Genomic DNA, 21,944 nt, shown 5'->3' with positions numbered 1-21,944 from the left:
GGTCGGTAGTAGCGCGCTCCGCACAGCGGCTATACGTTCCGTGCATGAAGCCCCGCCCTACCAGCCCTGGTCGACCGAGCAGGTCCCCAAGTCGGAGCGCACAGCCCACCGCCGACCGGCTCGAGCTGATGCAGACCTTCCTCCGCATCGTCGACGCCGGGAGCCTGTCCTCCGCCGCGGCGCAGTTGGGCACCACGCAGCCCACGGTGAGCCGTCGGCTCCAGGCGCTCGAACGCTCGCTGGGGCTGCGGCTGCTTCAACGCTCCACGCATGCGATGAAGCTCACCGAGGACGGCGCACGCTGCTACGAGCGCGCGAAGGAGCTGCTGGCCAACTGGGAGATGTTCGAGGCCGACCTGCGGGGCGCGAGCGACGAACCCGAGGGCACGCTGCGCGTCGTCGTGCCGCATGCGTTCGGGCAACAACTGCTGGTGGAGCCGCTGACGCAGTACCTGAACCGCCACGCGCGAGTGTCGGTCGAGTGGCTGCTGCATGACCGGGCGGTGGACTTCATCGCGGATGGTATCGACTGCGCGATCCACGTCGGCGAGGTGCATGACCCCAGCGTGGTGGCCATCCGGGTGGCGGAGGTGCCGCGCATCGTCGTGGCCGCGCCGTCGGTGCTCGCGAACATCCCCGCGCCGACCCATCCCGACGAGCTGGCAAGACTGCCGTGGCTCTCCCTCCGCACGTTCTATCGCGGCGAACTCTCACTGACGCAGGTGGAGACCGGCGAGGTCCAATCCATTGCCTTCAATCCCCGCCTCAGCACGGACAGCCTCTACGCACTCCGGAGCGCCGCGGTGAACGGGCTCGGTGTCGGCGTGGCCTCCGCCTGGGTGCTCCGCGAGGACATCGTGAGTGGCCGGCTCGTGCATCTGGTACCTCGCTGGCGGGCTGCGCCGCTGCCCATGTACCTGCTCTATCCGTATGCGCGCTTCCATCCCGCGCGACTGCGCAGGTTCGTGGAGCTGATGCGAGAGACGATTCCGGCGGCCCTCGCGGAGGCGACGCACGGCGTGTGAGCCGACCCATGCCGGGCCCCTCGCGAGAGCTCGCTCCAGCGCGCGGACTCGAATGCCGGGAAGGAGAAGGCCGTTCTCGTGGCCTCCGCCTTCGACGAGAGCGCCGCATGCACGCCTCCACGGGGATGGCGTGCACGAGGCGACCCTTGCCTATCAGCGAATCACGGCGCCCACACCGGCCCGCTCGGAGTGACGGCCATCGACTGGACCCCAGCGCGCAGCGGCGTCTGCGTCACTGTTCCGCTGGCGGCGTAGCCGAAGCTGCCACCCGAGCTCGCGATTCCCTTCTCGAAGGTAACCACCGCGCTGCCTCGGGTCGGTTGGACCATCGTCACCGTGTACGAAGTCGGCGTCTCGTTGAGGGTGAGCTGAAGGTCCGCGCCGCCCGTCACGGCCCTGGCCTGCACCACGTTCAGGAAGTGGCTCACCACCTGTCCGTTGGTTTCAATCTCCCCTCGGAACTGGCCGACCCGGTACGGGTAGGTGCCATTCGGGCGAATCGGCCCGCGCTCATCGATGATCCTCCGGGTCGGATTCGCCGGCACCAACGTGCTGACCCGCAGTGCCTGGGTGCCGCTGGTCGCCGACCAGGTGTTGCCCGTGAGCACGGGGTTCGACGGGAAGTGGATCAAGAAGGTCTTGTCCACCGAGGCGTCATTCTGACCGCTCTCCACCCGGTCGAACACGACGAGGGTCTCCAGCGGACGGATGAACAACGTCTCTCGCACCACCCGGCCAGCGTAGGGGTTGCCGACCTCCGCCTCCCGGTGGGCCCACTCGTCATTCACGTCATACACACCCGTGAGGTCGACCGCGGCGTAGTTGGCCACCGCCGACGATGAGAGCCGCAGCATCTGGGGCACGTGGTGGTAGTAGCCGACGGTGCCCATCCCCTCGAACAGGAGGGTGTTGTGTGCCACCGGCGACTCGGTGTCGACCGCCGCGCCGCCCGCGTAGCCGACAATCGAGTCCGCATAGCCCACCGTCTCCCGGGCCAGGAACTCGCCGGCTCGCCACAACTGGAAGTTGCCGGAGTCGCGGTGGGCATGTCCCGCGTTGGCGGTCCGCCCGAACTGCAGGTTGATCATGGTCGCATCGGACGCCCATGACGTCTTGGCGTAGACCATGCCCAGACCGCGCGCGTGGTAGTCGAGCGGCAGCTCGGCGAGGTCCCTCGAAGTCACCGCCGCCACCGAGTCGCTGTAGACATACCGGACCAGCCGGTCGTCAATCGGATGGCCCGTGAGCTCCAGGAAGCGCTTGGCATAGCCAGCGATGGGCTGGTCCGACCACTCCTCAATCAACGGCGCGAAGTAGCTGCCCAGCGTGGTCTGAGAGGTGTTGTTGGTATCCCACCGGTCCAGCCAGCGCTCGTCGTCATTGAACGGGAACGTCTCGAACAGCTGGAACTGGCCCATCCGGCTGAGCCCCGGCGTCGTCGAATAGATGGACCAGAAGACCGACTCCATGAAGTAACCGGTCTGATTCCACATGTCGTGTCCATGCAGGCCGAGCGACGTGAACGGCACCGTCATGTAGCCGAACGTCCTGCGGCCATACGTCGACCCCTCATGAGGGGCACCGCCCGCGGCGCCTCCGTCCAGGTACGGCAGGAGCGAGAACCGCCAACGCGACTTCATCGCGTACTGCAGGAGGTTGTTGGCGTACGGCTGGTTCTCATGCCAGCTCGCGATGGCCCACAGAATCGAGTTGCGGAAATAGCCCGTGTAGTAGTTGTTGCCCTCCATGCCAATGCCGCCCCACGGGTTGTCATTGAGCGCCGAAATCACGAAGTTCCAGCGGGTCTCCAAGGTCGTGCGTTCCGCCGGCAGCAGGTGGGCGTAGCACCAGTCATAGGTGAGGATGATGCCCTCGCCGAACCAGCGAGCGGGGTCACTCGACACCGTGTTCTCGGTGATGGGAATCTCGGTGGCCACCGCCCAGTCAATCGCGGCGCGGCACGACGCCGGGGTGCCGGTGATGAGCGAGTGCATCGCGGCGTCGATGGCCGCCTCGGGCCCCTGCACGACAGTCACCGGGGTGTATGGGTTCTGCGCGAAGTACGCCTGGGCCCGAGCCAGCCGGGCGGCGGTGAACCAGAGGCGGGGGTGTGCCACCGGAATGGGGAGCACCACCGGGGGCCCGTTGGCGATGGTGAGCGTGATGGGCGCCGACGTGGTGAGATTGCCGGCGCGATCCCTCGCCACCGCCGTCACCGGGAAGGTGCCTTCGCCGACCTGCGTGGTGTGGACGCTGATCCAATAGGGATAGGTGAGGTCCTCGCTCCCGACGTTCTGGCCGTTCACCTTCAACTGGACGCCGGCGACCCTCACGTTGTCCTGCGCGTCGATCTTGATCTGGATGGTGCCACCCACCGAGACACCACTCGCGGGCGAGACAATCTGGACCTGCGGCGGGCTGGTGTCGGGCGGTGGCGCGCTCACGGTGATGGAGACCGGTGTCGAGACGGCGACGTTGCCAGCGGCGTCACGCGCCACCGCGGTCAACTGCCGGGTGCCGTAGGGCAGCAGCGTCTCGGTGTCGAGCATCACCGACCAGGGCGCGGCCAGATCCGCGTCGCCCACCTGGACGCCGTCGAGTTCGACATGCACCCGGGTGACGCCAATGTCATCCACCGCGCTCATCCGCACCGTGAAGGGCCCGCTCACCGTCTCGTTGGCGATGGGCGTGGTGACCTGGACCTGGGGCGGGCCGGTGTCGACGAGCTCGTTGTCGATGGTGATTCGCACGGGAGCCGACGTGGTGAGGTTGCCAGCGGCGTCGCGAGCGTGCGCGGTCAGCACGTGGTCACCGTTGCGGAACTGGGGGGTGTTGAGCTGCGAAGAGGACAGGTTGCGGCCGTCGATGCGCAGCTGCACGTTCGTCACGCCGACGTTGTCGCTGGAGGTCACGGTGATTCCGACCACGCCGTCCACCGTCGTGCCTCCGACGGGCGAAGTGATGGCCACGGTGGGTGCCGTGGTGTCGCTGGTCGGCGTGGGCGCGGTGTACTCGATGGTGAGAACCGGCCGGCGCTCGGGCTGGGTCGCCAGGCTGGAGAACACCTTGGCCACCTTGCCGACCTTCGAGTTCGCCAGCATCACCCCCTGGTTGGTGGAGGGGTCATCGACCCACGACTGCACCACGGCCACGTCGAGCGGCACGTCATGCACGCTGACGATGCTCGGAAACGTGGTGAGCTGGAACGAAGTGCCGGCGACCAGGTCCGTCCCCTGCCCTACTCCGCCCAGCCGATCCCACTCGAGGCCATCATCACGGAACTGCCAACCCAGGCCCGCGGCGAGATAGCTCCAGGGCGTCTGGACATACGAGCCGCGAATCGCGAAGTCGTCGGTATAGGTCTCCACGGCGAACCGGAGCGTCGCGCTCTGCACCACGGACCTGGCGGGCACGCTCAGTTGAGGGAAGCGCAGCAGCGCTTGAATCTCATAGTCCTCGGTCTGGAAGACGCCCATCAGCGGGCTGTTGCGGTACGCCGCGCCGTTCGGCGTGATGCCCTGGCTGGTGAACTCCACCGCCTCGGACACGGACACCGTCGACGTCACCGCCTGCCGCACGGTCCCCGTGCGAAGCTCCTGCGCACCGTCCTTCGTACACCCAGCGATTGCGAGCATCGCCGCCCACAATCCAGCCATGCCATTCATTCTTGGGGTCATGGACTGACGCCACTAGCGCACCGGAAGTGTGGCAGTCCATCACACCCAAGGAAACACGGATGACCCTGGGCCTGACTTGTTTTGGATTGGCGGAAGAATACGCCGCTACTTGATGGACTTCTGGTCCGACTTCGTCAGCCACCAGGGCGTCTCCAGCGCGTCCGGCTCGGTTCGGATGCCCGGCGCACTGCGCACGTAATCCCAGAAGCGGCGACCCAGTTCCTCGTCGAGGAGCTTGAAGTCCCCCACCTTCTGGCGCTCTTCCAGAAACGGCAGATAGGCCCCCACCGCTTCGTCACCCGCCTGCTGGAAGATGATGTCGCCTCCGTACTGCCGGTGCAGCGCGCGCTGGAGCTTCCACGAGAGGACCATGGCGCGGGCCACCCTATCCGATGGCGGCTTGGCGATGGCGGCAGCCTCGGCCCTCTCCTGCGACATGGACTGCACGAGCTGCTCCGCCGACTCCAGCTCCACCTGAAGCGCCTTGCGCCTCGCGGGCGGCAGGTCCACACGTCGGAGTTCGTTGCGCCGTCGCTCGCTGTCCTCCTTCGCCCGCATGAACTCCTCCTTTTCGAACTTGGAGGTCGCACCGATGTAGGCCTGGAGCTCCTCCTTCGTGGGCTCCAGGCTCTTCTGTCGGGCGTAGTCCTTCAGGAGCGGGCCCAGCACGAGTTCCATGAGCCGCTGCACCTCTTCCATGGATTCCCGGCGGGCAAAGTCCTCCGGCTTCAGCGCCGCGCGCTGGGACTGTCGCGTCTCGTCGTCCGAAACGAGCGCCGCCCGGGGAATCTCGCGGCCCAGGACCACGGCCACGGGCTTGTCTGCCTCTGTGGGCGGCGCGGCCTGAGCGTCATGCAAGGTCGCGAGGGTGAGGAGCCCGCCGAGAACCCAGGCACCGATATCGTTGAAACCCATTCGCATGTGCGGGCCTCCCAGGAAGGGGCCAACAGCAGCCCCCCGAGGGCTATTGCATGCAGTGTACCCATCACGGCCCGGGGCAGCATCGCCACGTGAGGGAGCAACGGCTTGCACACCCGAGCAGGTTCCCCAACATCAGATGTGCATCGAGTTGCACACGGGCTCCTGCATGGCCTGTTGATTCGAGGCGCGGCAGGGGTTGAACCTGATATAGATGGTCGCGGCCAGCAGGAGGTAGACATGACGTGGATGCTCCAAGCGGCGGTCGTGCTGGGCGTCGTGGTGGCGCTCGTCGGAGCGGTCTGGGCAGTCGTTCTCGGTTACCGCTACGCAAAGGCCCAACGACAGGCCGCGGCATCCGCAGCCGTTGAAATCTATGCGGGCGGCCAGCTCGGACTGACTGGTTTTCGAGGTTGGCTGGCGGATTTGATCGATGGGGACGCCAGTGAAGGCTGCGCATCCAGCTCGGAACATTCAGCCAGCATGTGTGAGGACACGGCCGACGACTGAAACCTTGCCGGCCCGTGTTCTCGCCCGGGGCTCGGGCGGGCCAACAGCGAGGCTCAGAACGACTGTCGCAGCAGTGCCTCCACCGCCGGCTTCCGCCCCGGGCTCAAGCGCAGCCGTGTCCCATCTCGCAGCACCACCACCCAGCCCTTGTCCACGTCCGGCTCCAGCTCCCGGATGCGATTCACATTCACCAGCGTGGACCTGTGCACGCGGACGAAACACTTCGGATCCAGCAACTGCTCCACGCGGTTGAGCGTCTCGCGCAGCATGGGGCTGCGCCCTCCCGAGTGCAGCACCACGTAGTTGCCCTCCGCCTCGCACCAGTCCAGCTCCGTGACGGGCATGAGCAACACCTTGCCGTCCGTCTTCACCGCGATGCGCTCCAGATACGGCGCCTCGGCGGAAGACGTCTCCAGCCCCGACGGAGCCGGCGTCCGGTACGTCTCCAGCAACGCCGACAGGCGCTCCAGCAGCGCCCTGTCCCTGCCCGTCGCCCGCTGCTTGCGCGCCTTCTCCAGCGCATCGTTGAAGCGAACGTCACTGAAGGGCTTGAGCAGATAGTCGAGCGCATTCGCCTCGAACGCCCGCACCGCGTAGCGGTCGAACGCCGTCACGAAGATGACGGGTGGCATCCGATCCGGCCCCACCTCTTGCAGCACCTTGAAGCCGTCCACCTCCGGCATCTGTACGTCGAGGAAGACCAGGTCCGGCCGCTCATGGAGAATCGCCTCCACCGCTTCCTGCCCACCCTCGCACTCCCGGATGGACGTGACGTCGGGCGCCCGCGCGAGCAGGTGCCGCACGTTGTCCCGAGCCAGCGGCTCGTCATCCACCACCAGCACTCGCCAACCACCTTCCACGATTGCCCCCTCAAGCCCGGGCCTTCACCGCCCGCTTCATTACATCCTGCTCGAACACCATGAACGGCAACTCCACCCGGGCAATCACGCCCCCACCCGGCGCATCCTCCAGCGTCAGGCCATACCGCTCGCCATAGAGCTGGTGGATACGTGCCCGGGTGTTGGCCACGCCAATCCCCGTGCCACCTGCCCCGCCCGCTCGAAGCCCCGGCCCATCATCGCGCACCTCCAGCACCAGTCGATCCCCCCGGCGCATGGCTCGCACCCACACGTGCCCCCGAGACGCACGCCGCGAGGTCCCATGCTTGATGGCATTCTCGACGAGCGGCTGGAGCACGAGCGAAGGAACCCGAGCCATCAACGTCTCCGCCTCCGGCTCCAGGTGAGACTCCAGCCGTCCTCCGAACCGAAGCTTCTCGATGCCCAGGTAGCGACGAACCAACTCCAGTTCCTCGGACAGCGGCACCTCGTGGTCCCCGCGGCCCTCCAGGCTGGCCCGCAGCAGGTCCCCCAGTTCCACGAGCGCGTCGACCGCCTCCGGGTTGCGCGACTGGCGCACCAGTCCGACCACGGCGTTCAACGTGTTGAAGAGGAAGTGCGGATCCAACTGGGCACGCAGGGCCTGGAGCCGCGACTCGGCCAACCGCGCCACCAACCGCGACTCCGCCAGCTCCCGCTCCCGCGCCCGGCGCGCCGCGCTCAACGCGGCCCAGGCCGCGAGAAAGAGCAGGTACTCGAAGGACCCCAGCGCCCCGCGCTCCAGCAGGAGCCCTCGCAGCCCCTCGCTGAACGACACACCTCCCGCGTCCCACTGCTCCAACCCCGAGCGCACCAGCGCGAGCAGGAGCGCATGCAGCAGCACGAAGCCACTGCCTAGCGCCACCAACAGACCCAGGTCGCGGCCCCTGGGAGATGCATCCCGAGTCACCCGGCCGAAGGTGGCCAGCATCAAGGGCCCCAGCAGCGCCCAGACGCTGTAGGGCACCATGGCCAGCGCCAGCTTGAAGCCGAACGCCCGAGGCTCGCGGGCATACGCGCCCACCGCATTGGGCAGCGCGGCGAGCAGCCCCACGGCCATGCCGAGCAGCCACATGCGCCCGGGAGACAGGGCACGCGTGGCGCCCCCCACCGGGCCTCGCGCGGCCATCACCTCCCCCGGGTTCACGGCATCCCTCGCGGCCACGGCGAAGCAGCGTAGCGGAAGCGCCTGGTTTCGAGAGCCCCCCACGAAGCGAAACAGCGCCTTCGGCTATGCTGCGCGCGCTCCGTGAACAGGACCACTCCGGGCCACGAGCCCGATGAACCCCGCCCGCCGTCTCCCTCCTCGTCCCAGGTGCGCTCCGGCACGCTGTACGCCTTGGACGACTCACCCGACACCACCCCTCCGAGCCAGACCGCGCGAGGCGCCCGTGTCACGGGTGTCGGCACCGCCGTGCTCGTGGCCCTGGGACTCGCCGTCCCCGGCGTGGCCGCGTTCCTGCTCCGTCCCGCTCCCACGGCACCTGCCCCCTCCGCACGGCCCGCGCCGACCGAGCACACCGCGCCAACTCCCGCGGCCCCCGCCCCCACCGGCCCCGTGCGGGTCTGCGTGCTGAAGTTCCGGAACCTGAGTGGAGACACCTCGCTCACGCCTTTGGAGTGGGCCCTGTCCGAAGCGGTGGTCACCGACGTAGGCGCCCAACCCGGGATGCGGCTCATCGAGCGCGGACAGTTGGACCTCCCGCTGGAGGAACAGGACTTCACGCAGGGCGCGCGGGTGGACCCGGAGACGCGGGCCCGTCTCGGTCGCATCGTGGGTGCCGAGGTGGTGGTGCTCGGCAGCTTCCAGCAAGCGGGCGACATGCTGCGCATCGCCGCGAGGTTCGTGCACGTGGAGACCGGCGAGGTGCTCGACACGGCGCGCGTGGAAGGGCCCGCGAGCAACTCCTTCGCGGTCCAGGATGCGCTCACCGCCGAGGTGCGCGCGCTGCTGCCCCGCCTGCCCGAGAGGCTGAGACCTTGATGGCCCCCCGCTGGCTGCTGCTCCTCCTCGCGTGCTCCCACGTGGCGCTCGCGGCGGAACCCGCGAAGCCGCCACCGGGGCCCGCCGCGGTGATGCCGTTCCGCAACCTCAACACGGACACCTCGCTGGACTGGCTCGCGCGCGGCATGACGGAGACGCTCATCTCCGACCTGCGCGCCAGCGGTCGCATCCAGTTGGTGGAGCGCGAGCAGCTCGACGCCGCCCTCGCGGAGCTGGACCTCCAGGAGCGACAGCAATCCACGGAGTCGACGGCGGTCCGCGTGGGCCGTCTGGTGGGCGCTCGCACCGTCGTATTGGGCAGCATCCAGCGCGCGGAGCAACAGGTGCGCATCAACGCGCGCTTCATCGACGTGGAGACCGGCGTCGTGCTCGACACGGCGAAAGTCACCGGTCCCATGGACCGCATCTTCTCGTTGCAAGATCAGGTGGCGAGCCGGCTGCTCGGCACGCCCGTGAAGCCACGCGTGAAGCGTCCCTCGGGGCGCGAAGCGGTGCTCGCCCTGGAGACCTATGGACGGGCGCTCGCCGCCCCCACCGAGGACGAGCGCGCCTGGCTCCTGCGCGCGACGCTGGCGGGCTCCCCGGGCTTCGAGTACGCCCGTGAGGAGCTCTCCCGCCTGGAAAGGCGGCTCGCCGAGCACGCCCTGCGCGCCACACCCGCGCGCGAGGCCGGCGACGCGGAGCTGCGGGCCACGATGCAGGACCCCAAGCGCCCCTCCGAGGAGCGCGCCTCGGCCGCACTGCGACTGCTGGACGCGAACTACGTCCGGGGGCGCTGGCGCACGCTGGTCCAGGACACCGAGCGGGTCCTCCCGATGGGACTTCCCCTGTATCAACTTCGCCTCCCAGCCGAGACGGCCTCGTGGTTTCGTTTCATCGCGCTCGGCAAGCTCGGGCAATGGGAAGCCGAGCGGGACGCCGGAGACACCTTCCTGCGGACCTATCCCCAGAGCCTGCTGGCCGACGCCGTCGACGCCATGATGCGGGCCTCCGCCCTGGACCGCGCCGCCGACGAGCAATCCGCCAAGGCGATGAACGACAGGCTCGCGACGGAGGAGCTCCAGTTCGCCCAGCGCATCGAGGAGTTGGAGCGGCAGGCAAAGCCCACCGGCTCGGTGCGGATGGAGCGCGACTACAACCGCTGCTCCGAGCCCGCCATCCATCACGCCTTTGCCCAGTCCCTGCTCGCCTGCCGCGCCTACTACGAGGCCTGGGGAAGCGGTGCCTCCGCCGTCGAGAAGTCCTACGCCCGGAACGCGCGCGAATCGGAGATCGTCGCCCTCGTCCGCCTGCGCCTCTACAACGAAGCCCGAGAGCGACTCACCGCCTACCAGGCCGTCGACCCCGAGGGTGAGAAGGCCAGCGTCGCGCGCGTCCTCGTCGTCAACATCCGCGCCAGCGACGAGTAATGAAGGCGCGGCACCTGTCCCGCGTGCCGCGCCTCCAGCATCCCCGCTACGGGGCGATCTTCGTCAGGAAGGAGTCGGGGGCACCCTGCAGGGTGTTGCCCTCGAAGTTCCCGTCCAGGTAACCGCCGACGTACATGTTGTCGTCCTGGTCCACCACGACACCCATGCTGCGCACGTCCTTCTCCACGCCATTGAGCACCGCGGTGGGCTGCTGCTTGATCCACTGGAGCGCGCCGGAGTAGTTCACCTTCGCCACGTAGTTGTGGACCATGCCGCCCGAGGTGTCGGACGTCAGCGTCACGTCCGCCACCGCGCCGCCCGTCACGTAGATTCCGTCGTCATGGGCGAAGATGCCCATGCCCCACGAGCCCGAGCCCGAGTCCAGCTCCCACACCCACTGCTTGACGCCCGCCGGGTTGAACCGCGCGATGAAGACGTCGATGGCGGGAGTCACGTTGGGCACGCCATCCATGCCGCCGCCGCTGTAGCCCGTCAGGTACACGTTGCCGCTCGCATCCAGCGTGGAGCCGTAGAGCCACACGGCCGTGGCGGGAGCGCCCGCCAGCCGCGTCCACTGCTTCACGCCATCCGCGTCGTACTTGGTGATGAACGCATCCTGCGGGCCCGTGAGCGTCTGGCCATCCAGGTTGCCGTCCGTCCAGCCGGAGACGTAGACGTTGCCGGAGGTGTCGGCGGAGGCCCGCCGCGCGTGGGTCGTCTTCCCCGCCACGCCCAACAGTCGCGTCCACTGCTTCACGCCCGTGGCGTTGTACTTGGTGACGAATGCATCGTAGTTGCCGGTGCGCACGTTGCCGTCCAGGTTGCCGTTGGTGGAGCCCACCAGGAAGGCGTTGTCCGACGAGTCGATGGACACGCCGTAGCCCTCCGTCTGCGCCCCTGCCAGGCCAATCTGCCGCGTCCAGCCGAACACGCCGGTGTAGCGGTACCGGGTGATGAACGCATCACGCCCCCCGCTGCTGGTGGCGCCAGGCAGCGCGCCATCCGTGAAGCCCGCGACATAGATCTCCTCGAACGTCCGGTTGCGCGCGACGCCGTAGCCCAGGGTGACGGTGCCCGCCGCGCCGAGCTGCTTGTGGAAGTTGATGTTGCCGTTCCAGTCGCGCGCCGTGAGGAAGCCGTCCATCAATCCAGCCATGGGCTGGCCCTCCACGCCCACCGTCGTCATGCCCGTGGAGTAGGTGCGGCCGGCCGGGTCGCCCGCCAGGTCATGGATGCGCGTGAAGCCACCCGGAGCGCCGGACGTCTTCGTCCACACGTCCGCCACCGTGGGGAACGCGTCACACTGGTACAGCTCCAGCCGGCCAATAGACAGGACGACGATGCCCGCGCGGGAGTCATTGTCGTCCGACACATTCAGCCGGTACTTCTTGTACGTCCCGGGGTGGGCCACGTTGTACTCGCGCCGCTCGTTGGTCCAGCCCGTCACGTTGGTGCGCGTGTCCACCACCACCCAGGCGCCGCCGTTGGAGCCCTCCAGCGTCCAGTTCTTCGGGGCACGCGTGGTGATGGAGCCGTTGGAGTAGGAGACGGCGTAGCGGCGCACCGTCTTCATCGCGCCCCCGCCGAACTCGTAGCCCAACCACGCGGGCGTCACGTTGGCCGTGGAGAGCCAGAAGGTGGTGGCGTTGTCGAACGCCTTCCAGGGCTCGTAGGCGGCCGGATTCGAGCCGTACACGCCCGAGCTGGTGACGAAGCCCGACGGCGCGTTGTTGCTGGTCATCACCGGCACCAGGCTGACGCAGTTGGAGATCCGCTGCTCCTGACTCCCCGGCGCCTCCGTCTGGCCGTCGTCGCCCGGCTCCCCACCCTGGCAGCCCACGAGCGCCAGCGCGCTCGCCAGGAACATCCCTCGTACCGCGTTCAAGAATCTCATGGTGTCTCCTCCTCGCGCCGCGAGCGCGGAAGTGCGCGCGGCCTTCCGGCGGCCCCGTGACTCCAGGCCCCCGGTGGACACGGAGATACAGAGCCCGGGGCGACCTCCGGCGAGGGATGTGACGAAACCGCCCTGGCGAGGGACGAAACCGCCCCACCCGGGGATGAGACCTGAATCACGGTTCATATTTCCCGACGCATTGCAAGCCGACCTGTTTTGCACGCGCTGCGTCGAAAGAATCGGTCTTGCTCGCGACGAACCAAACCCATTGAATCGTGCCCATGAAATTCCTGCGTGAGCTGCGCTCGGTCCTGAACCTGACGGTGCTGGTGGCCGGGCTCGGCTACTTCGTCGACCTCTTCGACATCACGCTGTTCGGCGTGGTGCGTGCCGCGTCGCTCCGGGACATCGGCATCACCAGTCCGGAGGAGGTGCTGTCCAAGGGCATCCTCATCTACAACTGCCAGATGGTGGGGATGATGGTGGGCGGCCTCTTGTGGGGCGTGCTCGCCGACAAGCGCGGCCGGCTGTCGGTGATGTTCGGCTCCATCCTGCTCTACTCGTTCGCCAACCTGGCCAACGCGTTCGCCTGGGACGTGACGAGCTACGCGGTGTTCCGCTTCCTGGGCGGCGTGGGCCTGGCGGGCGAGCTGGGCGCGGCAATCACCCTGGTCGCCGAGTCGCTCCCCAAGGAGAAGCGCGGCCTGGGCACCACCATCGTCGCGACGCTCGGCATGCTGGGAATCGTGGCGGCGGCCTTCGTGGGTCAGCACCTGCACTGGAAGACGGCCTACTTCACCGGCGGCATCATGGGCCTGGCGCTGCTGTTCGCCCGCTTCAAGGTGTCCGAGTCGGAGCTCTTCAAGAAGAAGACGGACCCGTCGCGCGCCAACCCCTTCCTGCTGCTCCAGGGGGGCCGGTTCCTCAAGTACATCTGCTGCATCCTGATTGGCGTCCCCATCTACTTCACCACCGGCATCCTCTTCACCTTCGCGCCGGAGCTGACCGCGGGCCTCAACGTGCAGGGCACGGTGACGGCGGGCAACGCCATCCTCTATGGCTCCATCGGCCTGACGATTGGCGACCTGCTCGCGGGCCTGTTCAGCCAGTGGCTCAAGAGCCGCAAGCGCGCGGTGGCGCTGAACCTGGTGGGCGGGTTCCTGCTGATGCTCGTCTACGGGCTCGTCCCCGGGCTCACCAGCACCACGGTGTACATCCTGAGCTTCTTCATCGGCATCATGGTGGGCTACTGGGCGGTGCTGGTGACGATGGCGGCCGAGCAGTTCGGCACCAACATCCGCGGCACGGTGGCGACGACGGTGCCCAACTTCGTGCGAGGCTCCGCCGCCATCGCCGCCAGCGCGTTCGCCCTCCTCAAGGGCTACATCTCCGTGCCCATGGCGGCCATCACCGTGGGCAGCATCTGCTTCGGGCTCGCGCTGCTCGCGCTCACGCGAATCGAGGAGACCTTCCACCGCGACCTCGACTTCGAGGAGACCGCTCCGGACACGGCCACCGAGGCCAGCGCGCGCTCCCAGCCCTCCTGACGTGTCCGGCCCTCAGCCCTTGCGAGCGCGCACCCGCATGGGCATGCCCCGCTTGGGCACGAAGGTCAGCCGCGTCTGCCACTCCACGGGGTTCTTCCCCAGGTACTCCACGTCGCACTGCTGGAGCAGCGTGGCCAGCGTCTGCACCGTGTCCACCTGGGACATGTGCTGGCCCACGCAGATGCGCTGGCCCGCACCGAAGGGCACGTAGGCGCACTTGTGCATGCCCGCCAGGCGCTCCGGCAGGAAGCGGTCCGGGTCGAACGTGTCGGCGTCCTTCCAGTGGTCCGGGTGCCGGTGGATGGCGTACGGGCACATGAGGAGGTTGGTGCCCTTGGGCAGGAGCACACCGCCCACCTCCACGTCGTCCGCCGTCTCCCGGAGGATGGTCCACGCGGGAGGGCTCAGCCGGTTGATCTCCTGCACGACGCGGTTCGTGTACGGCAGCTTCGCCACGTCCTCGTACCTGGGTGGCGCGTTGCCACAGACGGCGCTCACCTCCTCGCGGATGGCGCGCGTCACCTCCGGGTGTTGCGTGCACGCGTGCACGGCCCACGTCAGGGAGGTGGCGATCATCTCGAAGCTGGCGCCGAAGAGGTTCACGATTTCGTCGCGCACCTGCGTGTCCTCCATCGGCTCGCCCGTGTCCCGGGCCCTCGCCTCCACCAGCGCGGACAGGAGCGTGATGTCCCCGTCCTGCGTCCCGCGCTCGCGCCGCTGTCCCAGCCGCGCGTAGATCCACCCATTGACGAGCCAGAGCGCCATGCCGATCCGGTCGATGTTCGGGTCCAACCGGGGCAGCACCTTGTAGTACAGCGTGCCCCAGGGTCCGCGACGACGACCGAACACGTCGATGGCGTCCATGATGCCCGCGAAGAACTCCTCGCGGGGGACCTCGTCGAAGCACGTGCGCCACATCACCGCGAACATCAGGCGGGCGGCCTCCGTGTACATGTCGAAGGACTCGCCCTTGGCGCCCAGGGCCGTCCACCGTTGCAGCACCTTGGCCAGCTCTTCACTGAAGATGCCCGACCATTGCCGGACCTTCTCCTTGTGAAACATCGGCTGAACCATGTGTCGCTGCCGCTTCCACAGCTCCCCCTGGCTCACGGTGAGCCCGTTGCCGTTGAAGGGATTGACGATGCGCGGCTTGGGGAAGGCCTGGGGCTCGTCGATGAGCACCCGCTTCACGTCCACCGGGTTTCGCAGGAAGGCAATCGGGTAGCCGTAGACGCGAACCAGGGACACGTCGCCGTATTCGGCGTGGAGCTTGTTGGCCAGGGCCAGCGGCTCCTGGAGCATGGGAAAGAAGCTTCCCAGCACGGGCAATCCCCGAGGGCCGGCCTTGCGGCGCGCGGAGGGAGAGGGAACAGAGGTGTCCATACCCCGATTTGTTCCGGTCGCCTTGCCACCGTCAAGCCCGGGCAGTGACTTGAAACCGACGTCCCGCCACGGGCCAGTTGCGCCGGGAGGGGGAAGCGCCCTATCCCCTTCCCCAAGCCATGGCCTCCACCGACCCAAGACCCATCCAGAAGGTGCTGTGCGCCAACCGCGGTGAGATCGCCATCCGCGTGTTTCGCGCCTGCAACGAGCTTGGAATCCGCACCGTCGCCATCTACAGCGACGAGGACCGGACGCACGAGCACCGTCACAAGGCCGATGAGGCCTACCGCGTGGGCCATGGCAAGCGCCCCGTGGAAGCCTACCTGGGCATCGACGAAATCCTCGACGTGGCGGAGCGGGCCGGCGTGGACGCCATCCACCCCGGCTACGGCTTCCTGTCGGAGAACGCGGACTTCGCCGAGGCGTGCGAGCGCCGGGGCATCCGCTTCATCGGCCCCCGCTCCGCCGTCGTGCGGACCATGGGCGACAAGGTGGCCGCCAAGGCGCTGGCGAAGCAGGTGGGCGTGCCCACCGTGCCGGGGACCACGCTGGAGGGCGATGACGTCCAGGTGCTGAAGCGCGCGCGGGAGTTCTTCGCGGAGCACGGCGGCCCGGTGCTCGTGAAGGCGGCCCACGGCGGCGGCGGACGCGGCATGCGCGTGGTGCGCGAGGAGAAGGAGCTGGCGGCGGCGCTCGACTCGGCGCGCTCGGAGGCGAAGAGCGCCTTCGGCTCCTCGGCCGTGTTCCTGGAGAAGTTCCTGGAGCGGGTGCGACACATCGAGGTGCAGCTGCTGGGAGACCTGCACGGGCAGCTCGTCCACCTGCACGAGCGCGACTGCTCGGTGCAGCGCCGGCACCAGAAGGTCATCGAAATCGCCCCCGCGCCCAACCTGGCCCCGGCGCTCAAGCGCGCCATCTGCGACGCGGCGGTGCGGCTGGCGAAGGAGGCGGGCTACAGCAGCGCCGGCACGGCGGAGTTCCTCGTCGCCGACGACCACTTCTACTTCATCGAGTGCAACGCGCGGCTCCAGGTGGAGCACACCGTCACCGAGCAGGTGACGGGCGTGGACCTGGTGCAGAGCCAGATTCGCATCGCGGAGGGCCACGCGCTCGGCTCGCCCGAGGTGGGCATCCCCTCGCAGGAGTCCATCCAGCCGCGCGGCTTCGCGGTGCAGTTGCGCGTCACCACCGAGGACCCGTCCAACAACTTCATGCCGGACGCGGGCGTCATCACCGCCTGGCGCGCGGCCACCGGCTTCGGCATCCGGCTGGACGGCTCCAACGGCTACACCAACGCGCACATCTCCCCGTTCTACGACTCCATGCTGGTCAAGGTCATCGCCTATGCGCCCACGTTCCAGGGCGCGGTGATGAAGGGACAGCGCGCCCTGCGGGAGTTCCGCATCCGAGGCGTGAAGACGAACCTCCCCTTCCTGGAGAACGTGCTGCACCACCCCGCGTTCCAGGCCGGAGAGACCTACACGCGCTTCATCGACGAGACGCCGGAGCTGTTCCACCTGGTGCCCCGGAGAGACCGCGCCAGCAAGCTGCTCACCTATCTGGCCGAGGTCATCGTCAACGGCCATCCCACCATCAAGAGCCACCAGCGGCTCAAGCCCACCCAGTTCATGGAGCCGCGCCTGCCGGTGGCGCCTCCCGGCCCCCCGCCCCGAGGCACCGCGCAAATCCTGGCGGAGAAGGGCCCTCGTGGGCTGGCCGAGTGGGTGCTCGCGCAGAAGCGCGTGCTCTTGACGGACACGACGATGCGGGACGCGCACCAGTCGCTCCTGGCGACGCGCATGCGCACCCGGGACGTGCTGCGGGTGGCTCCGGCCACGGCGCACCTGGCGTCGGACCTGTTCAGCCTGGAGAGCTGGGGCGGCGCGACGTTCGACACCGCGTACCGCTTCCTCAACGAGGACCCGTGGGCGCGGCTGCGCGCGCTGAAGGCCGCGGCGCCCAACCTGCTGCTCCAGATGCTGCTGCGTGGCGCCAACGCCGTGGGCTACACCAGCTATCCGAACAACGTGGTGGAGGCATTCATCGACGAGGCGGCCGAGGCGGGAGTGGACGTCTTCCGCATCTTCGACAGCCTCAACGACCTGGGCAGCATGGAGGTCTCCATCCGCCGAGTGCTCAAGACGGGCAAGGTGGCGGAGGTGGCCATCTGCTACACGGGCGACGTCGCCAACCCCAAGCGCAAGAAATACACGCTCGACTACTACGCGGACCTGGCGAAGCGCATCGAGGATTCGGGCGCGCACTTCCTGTGCATCAAGGACATGGCGGGCCTGTTGCGTCCGCGCGCGGCGGCCATGCTGATGGACCGGCTGCGCGAGGTGACGAAGCTGCCCATCCACCTCCACATGCACGACACCGCGGGCAATGGCGTCGCCAGCTACCTGGAGGCGATTGAACACGGGGTGCACATCGTCGACGTGGCCCTGGGCAGCATGGCGGGCCTGACGAGCCAGCCCAGCCTCAACGCCCTGGTGAGCGCCCTGCGCGGCCACCCGCGTGAGACGGGGCTCGCGAACGCGCGGCTCCAGCCGCTCGCCAACTACTGGGAGGACGTGCGCGAGTACTACGCCCCCTTCGAGAGCGGCCTCAAGAGCACGACGAGCGAGGTCTACTACCACGAGATTCCAGGCGGCCAGTACTCCAACCTCCGGCCGCAGGTCGCCGAGATGGGGCTGCTCGGCCGGTGGAACGACGTGAAGGACGCGTTCGCGCTGGTCAACGTGCTGGTGGGCGACATCCCCAAGGTGACGCCGTCGTCGAAGATGGTGGGCGACTTCGCCATCTTCCTCTTGAAGAACGACTTGATGGTGCGCGCGCCCACGCTGGCGGAGGCCGCCACGCTCACGCACGCGAAGCTCATCGCGGAGGCGCCCCGGCTGGACTTCCCTTCCAGCGTGGTGGGCTACTTCCGGGGCGAGCTGGGCCAGCCGCCCAACGGCTTCCCCGAGGACCTGCGCGCCGCGGTGCTCAAGGGCCTGCCGCGCGTGGAGGGCCGCCCGTCCGCGAGCCTCCCCGCGTTGGACCTGGAGGCCCTGCGCACCGAGCTGTCGAAGAAGACGGGCCAGGCGCTGTCGCGCGTGGACGCCATCTCCAGCGCGCTCTACCCGCGCGTCATGGCGGGCTACCTGGACGATGCCGCGCGCTTCGAGGACGTCTCCATCCTCGACACGCCCAACTACTTCTACGGCATGGAGGTGGGACAGGAGATCTGGGTGGACCTGGAGCCGGGCAAGACGCTGGTCATCAGCCTGTCCGCGGTGGGCGAACCGGACGACGACGGTCTGCGCACCGTCTACTTCGCGCTCAACGGCCACAACCGCACGGTCCAGGTGAGGGACCGCAGCCGCGCGGCTCGCGTGGAGTCGCGCCGGCAGGCGGACCGCGCCAATCCCAACCACGTCGCCGCGAGCATGCCCGGAACGGTCATCGCCGTGCACATCAAGGCGGGGGCCGCCGTGACGGCGGGCGCGCCGCTCGTCACGCTGGAGGCGATGAAGATGGAGACGGTGGTGCGAGCGCCTCGCGCGGGCACCGTCGCGGAGGTCGCCACCACGCTGAAGGGCTCGGTCCAGGGCGGAGACCTGCTCGTGGTGCTTCAGTAGGGGCGCGAGAAGGAACAGCGGAACGTTGAGTGTGGGCGCGGCCTTTGACATGGTCGCGCCCCATGAAGCGTGCACTCCTGTCCTTCCTGGCCCTGGTGTCCTGCGCCACTCCCTCCGCGACGTCTCCGTCGGCCTCAGAGGCCACGGCGGGCGCCGCATCCACCCCGCCCCAGACTCCCGCGCTCCCGGAGGAGGTGCGTCTGGCGGACCTGCGGCAGATGACCTTCGGCGGAGAGAACGCCGAGGCCTACTGGTCCTTCGACGGCAAGCAGCTCTCGCTCCAGGCCCGTCACGACGGCATGGGGTGTGACCGCATCTACCGCATGGCGGTGGACCCCGCGAGCAGCGCCGCCGCCACGGTGACGCCCATCTCCAGCGGCCAGGGCGCGACGACGTGCGCGCACTTCCTGCCCGGTGAACAGGAGGTCATCTACGCCTCCACGCACCTGGGCGGCGAGGCGTGCCCGCCCAAGCCCGACCACTCGATGGGCTACGTCTGGGCGCTGTACGACACGTACGACATCTTCAAGTCGAACGCGGATGGCAGCGGGTTGACGCGGTTGACGGAGACGCCGGGGTACGACGCGGAGGGCACGGTCTGCGGGAAGGACGGCTCCATCATCTTCACGTCCGTGAGGGATGGGGACCTGGAGCTGTACCGGATGGACCGCGACGGGAAGAACGTGAAGCGGCTGACGCACACGCCCGGCTATGACGGCGGCGCGTTCTTCAGCGCGGACTGCTCCAAGATTGTGTGGCGCGCGTCGCGCCCGCAGCCCGGCAAGGCGCTGGACGACTACCAGGGGCTGCTCAAGCGCGGCCTGGTGCGGCCGACGAAGCTGGAGCTGTACGTGGCCAACGCGGACGGCTCGGAGGCGAAGCAGATCACCTGGCTGAACGGCGCCGCCTTCGCGCCCTTCTTCCACCCCAATGGCAGGCGCATCCTCTTCGCCTCCAACCACGGCGACCCGAAGGGCCGCGAGTTCGACATCTGGGCGGTGGACGTCGACGGTTCCAACCTGGAGCGGATTACGTACGCCCCGGGCTTCGACGGCTTCCCGATGTTCTCGCCGGACGGCAAGTGGCTGGCTTTCTCCAGCAACCGCGCCACCGCGCAGGGCAAGAGCGACACCAACCTGTTCATCGCCCGCTGGGTGGACGACGCGAAGCCCGCCTCGGGTGCGCCGTCGGCCGCCGCGGACCGCATCCGCGGGGACGTGACGTTCCTGGCCGCGCCCGCGCAGGAAGGCCGGGGCATCGGCACCAAGGGCCTCGACGCCGCGGGGGGACTCATCGAGACGCGGTTCCAGGAGCTGGGCCTGACGCCCGCGGGTGACACCGGGACTTTCCGGCAGGCGTTCCCCGTGACGACGTCCGTGCAGCCTGGAGCTGGGACGCAGGTGCGGCTCGGGAAGACGGTGCTCCCAGCGGATGCGTACACGGTGCTCGGCTTCTCCGGGCAGGGACAGGCGCAGGGCGCGCTGGTCTTCGCCGGTTACGGAATCGTCGAGCCGTCGCTCAAGGTGGACGACTACGCGAAGCTGGCGGTGAAGGGGAAGGTTGTCGTGGTGCGCCGCTTCGTGCCGGACGCCCCCGAGTTCTCCGACACGGACAAGCAGCGGCGCTTCGGTGACCTCCGCTACAAGGCCTGGCAGGCGGCGCAGCGTGGCGCGAAGGCGCTCATCGTCGTGGACTGGCCGCAGGCTCCCACGCCCGCGCAAAAGGAGTGGCAGATGCCTCCCGAGGCGACCCTGCCCGCCTTGCATCCCGAAGGCGTGGGCGACGCGGGCCTGCCGGTCGTCGTGGTGAAGCGCGCGGCGATGGAGCCGGTGATGAGCTCGTTGCTGGCGCGCAAGCGCGTGGACGCGCAGGTCGACGTGAAGCTCGAGTTCGAGCAGCGCTCGGCCTTCAACGTCGCGGCGGTGCTGGAGGCTGGCGCGGGCAAGCTGCCGGGGACCATCGTCGTGGGCGCGCACTACGACCACCTGGGCTTCGGTGGGCGGGGCTCGCTGATGCCGGACCGGCACGAGCCGCATGTGGGCGCGGATGACAACGCCTCTGGCGTCGCGGCCATGCTGGAGATTGCTCGCACGCTGAAGGAGCGCCGTGCGGAGCTGAAGCACGACGTGCTCTTCCTGGCGTTCTCGGGTGAGGAGACGGGGTTGCTCGGCTCCACGCACTTCACCCGGCAGCGAGGGGATGCGGGGATGAAGCAGGTCACCGCGATGCTGAACCTGGACATGGTGGGCCGGCTGCGCTCCGGTGGGCTGTCGGTGCTGGGCGCGGAGTCCGCGACGGAGTGGGGACCGCTGCTCGCGCGTGCTTGCGACGAGGCGCGCGTCACCTGCAACCCGAGCGGTGACGGGTATGGCCCGAGCGACCACTCGCCCTTCTACGCGGCGGGCGTGCCGGTGCTGCACTTCTTCACGGGAGCGCACTCGGACTACCACAAGCCCACGGACACCGTGGAGGGCATCAACGCGGTGGGTACGGCGCAGGTGGCGCGCATCGTGTCCGCCGTGACGGTGGGCCTGGATGGGACGACGGCGCTGACGTACCGCAAGGTCCCCTCCCCCACGCCGCGTGGAGACCTGCGCAGCTTCAACGCGTCGCTCGGCACGGTGCCGGACTACGCGGGCCCGCCCAACGGACAGAAGGGCATGTTGCTCGCGGGAGTGCGCGCTGGAGGCGCGGCGGACCAGGCGGGAATGCTGCGCGGCGACATCCTGGTGCGGTTGGGCAGGCACGTCATCAGCGGCGTGGAGGACCTGATGTTCGTCCTCAACTCCTCCAAGCCGGGTGAGACGGTGGAGGCGCGAGTGCTGCGCGAGGGCAAGGAAGTCCCGCTCCAGGTGACGTTCCAGGAGAGCAAGCGCCCGCGATAGACACGCCATGGGGCTCCAGAGAGCCCCGAGAAGCCGAATCACAGAGCGGGCCCGGATGGCGTTCCAGCAGGACGCCCCGGGCCCGCGGTGTTTTCGAGCACAGGGGCGGCGGGAGTCCACCCCGAGGACAAGGCCATGGGAAACCCCGAGCAGGACACGCTGTTGCCCGCTCTCGCCTTCAGCATGTCCA

At 68.5% G+C, this 21,944-nt stretch carries 13 protein-coding genes; 7 read left to right on the top strand and 6 right to left on the bottom strand.

From position 1 onward, the window contains the following. Window positions 1-128: 128 nt before the first annotated feature. Complete coding sequence (locus G4D83_RS24490) at window positions 129-1,025, top strand: LysR family transcriptional regulator (RefSeq protein ID WP_163867231.1); 897 nt, start codon at window positions 129-131, stop codon at window positions 1,023-1,025. Window positions 1,026-1,186: 161 nt separating this feature from the next. Here G4D83_RS24490 and G4D83_RS24485 read toward each other — a convergent pair whose 3' ends face one another. Both G4D83_RS24485 and G4D83_RS24480 read right to left on the bottom strand, forming a co-directional pair. Then, entirely contained in the window at window positions 1,187-4,681 is a 3,495-nt protein-coding gene (locus G4D83_RS24485) for an Ig-like domain-containing protein (protein WP_240356544.1), read from the bottom strand. Window positions 4,682-4,807: 126 nt separating this feature from the next. Beyond that, window positions 4,808-5,623: a hypothetical protein gene (locus G4D83_RS24480; protein WP_163867229.1), complete on the bottom strand. Its 816-nt coding sequence runs from the start codon at window positions 5,621-5,623 to the stop codon at window positions 4,808-4,810. 237 nt (window positions 5,624-5,860) lie between these two features. On the opposite strand from G4D83_RS24480, the gene G4D83_RS24475 reads away from it, so the two are divergent. Further along, the gene (locus tag G4D83_RS24475; protein WP_163867228.1) at window positions 5,861-6,130 is read left to right on the top strand and encodes a hypothetical protein; all 270 of its coding nucleotides are present in this window, start codon (window positions 5,861-5,863) and stop codon (window positions 6,128-6,130) included. Window positions 6,131-6,183: 53 nt separating this feature from the next. Here G4D83_RS24475 and G4D83_RS24470 read toward each other — a convergent pair whose 3' ends face one another. Next, window positions 6,184-6,990, bottom strand: coding sequence for a LytR/AlgR family response regulator transcription factor (locus G4D83_RS24470; RefSeq protein ID WP_163867227.1), 807 nt, complete (start codon window positions 6,988-6,990; stop codon window positions 6,184-6,186). 10 nt (window positions 6,991-7,000) lie between these two features. Continuing rightward, window positions 7,001-8,155 carry a sensor histidine kinase gene (locus G4D83_RS24465; RefSeq protein ID WP_163867226.1) on the bottom strand — a complete coding sequence of 385 codons (1,155 nt, stop codon included), beginning with the start codon at window positions 8,153-8,155 and terminating at the stop codon, window positions 7,001-7,003. A gap of 102 nt (window positions 8,156-8,257) precedes the next feature. On the opposite strand from G4D83_RS24465, the gene G4D83_RS24460 reads away from it, so the two are divergent. Both G4D83_RS24460 and G4D83_RS24455 read left to right on the top strand, forming a co-directional pair. Next, window positions 8,258-8,992 carry a CsgG/HfaB family protein gene (locus tag G4D83_RS24460; RefSeq protein WP_163867225.1) on the top strand — a complete coding sequence of 245 codons (735 nt, stop codon included), beginning with the start codon at window positions 8,258-8,260 and terminating at the stop codon, window positions 8,990-8,992. Then, window positions 8,992-10,422 carry a FlgO family outer membrane protein gene (locus G4D83_RS24455; RefSeq protein WP_163867224.1) on the top strand — a complete coding sequence of 477 codons (1,431 nt, stop codon included), beginning with the start codon at window positions 8,992-8,994 and terminating at the stop codon, window positions 10,420-10,422. Before G4D83_RS24460 ends, G4D83_RS24455 begins: the two co-directional genes overlap by 1 nt. Before the next feature lie 46 nt (window positions 10,423-10,468). Here the strand turns inward: G4D83_RS24455 and G4D83_RS24450 are convergent, their stop codons facing one another. After that, window positions 10,469-12,316, bottom strand: a complete 1,848-nt coding sequence (locus G4D83_RS24450; protein ID WP_163867223.1) for an SBBP repeat-containing protein — start codon at window positions 12,314-12,316, stop codon at window positions 10,469-10,471. Between the two features lie 281 nt (window positions 12,317-12,597). Here G4D83_RS24450 and G4D83_RS24445 point away from each other — a divergent pair, with 281 nt between their 5' ends. Further along, window positions 12,598-13,863 carry an MFS transporter gene (locus G4D83_RS24445; RefSeq protein WP_163867222.1) on the top strand — a complete coding sequence of 422 codons (1,266 nt, stop codon included), beginning with the start codon at window positions 12,598-12,600 and terminating at the stop codon, window positions 13,861-13,863. Between the two features lie 12 nt (window positions 13,864-13,875). Here G4D83_RS24445 and G4D83_RS24440 read toward each other — a convergent pair whose 3' ends face one another. After that, window positions 13,876-15,246, bottom strand: a complete 1,371-nt coding sequence (locus G4D83_RS24440) for a cytochrome P450 (protein ID WP_163867221.1) — start codon at window positions 15,244-15,246, stop codon at window positions 13,876-13,878. 119 nt (window positions 15,247-15,365) lie between these two features. Here G4D83_RS24440 and G4D83_RS24435 point away from each other — a divergent pair, with 119 nt between their 5' ends. Together G4D83_RS24435 and G4D83_RS24430 are read left to right on the top strand one after the other, a co-directional pair. Then, window positions 15,366-18,869, top strand: coding sequence for a pyruvate carboxylase (locus G4D83_RS24435; protein WP_163867220.1), 3,504 nt, complete (start codon window positions 15,366-15,368; stop codon window positions 18,867-18,869). Window positions 18,870-18,931: 62 nt separating this feature from the next. Then, entirely contained in the window at window positions 18,932-21,754 is a 2,823-nt protein-coding gene (locus G4D83_RS24430) for a M20/M25/M40 family metallo-hydrolase (RefSeq protein ID WP_163867219.1), read from the top strand. Window positions 21,755-21,944: the final 190 nt, after the last annotated feature.

Origin of the sequence: Myxococcus eversor (genome assembly GCF_010894455.1) — a bacterium.
Classification (GTDB): Bacteria; Myxococcota; Myxococcia; order Myxococcales; family Myxococcaceae; genus Myxococcus; species Myxococcus eversor.
Note: the sequence above shows the minus strand (reverse complement) of the source record. Positions and strands in the feature narration are given on the sequence as shown.

Coding starts and splice junctions, on each gene's coding strand:
- G4D83_RS24475 (WP_163867228.1), top strand. CDS start 5,861: ATGACGTGGATGCTCCAAGCGGCGGTCGTGCTGGGCGTCGTGGTGGCG.
- G4D83_RS24440 (WP_163867221.1), bottom strand. CDS start 15,246: ATGGACACCTCTGTTCCCTCTCCCTCCGCGCGCCGCAAGGCCGGCCCT.
- G4D83_RS24445 (WP_163867222.1), top strand. CDS start 12,598: ATGAAATTCCTGCGTGAGCTGCGCTCGGTCCTGAACCTGACGGTGCTG.
- G4D83_RS24430 (WP_163867219.1), top strand. CDS start 18,932: ATGAAGCGTGCACTCCTGTCCTTCCTGGCCCTGGTGTCCTGCGCCACT.
- G4D83_RS24435 (WP_163867220.1), top strand. CDS start 15,366: ATGGCCTCCACCGACCCAAGACCCATCCAGAAGGTGCTGTGCGCCAAC.
- G4D83_RS24490 (WP_163867231.1), top strand. CDS start 129: ATGCAGACCTTCCTCCGCATCGTCGACGCCGGGAGCCTGTCCTCCGCC.
- G4D83_RS24480 (WP_163867229.1), bottom strand. CDS start 5,623: ATGCGAATGGGTTTCAACGATATCGGTGCCTGGGTTCTCGGCGGGCTC.
- G4D83_RS24455 (WP_163867224.1), top strand. CDS start 8,992: ATGGCCCCCCGCTGGCTGCTGCTCCTCCTCGCGTGCTCCCACGTGGCG.
- G4D83_RS24450 (WP_163867223.1), bottom strand. CDS start 12,316: ATGAGATTCTTGAACGCGGTACGAGGGATGTTCCTGGCGAGCGCGCTG.
- G4D83_RS24485 (WP_240356544.1), bottom strand. CDS start 4,681: ATGGCTGGATTGTGGGCGGCGATGCTCGCAATCGCTGGGTGTACGAAG.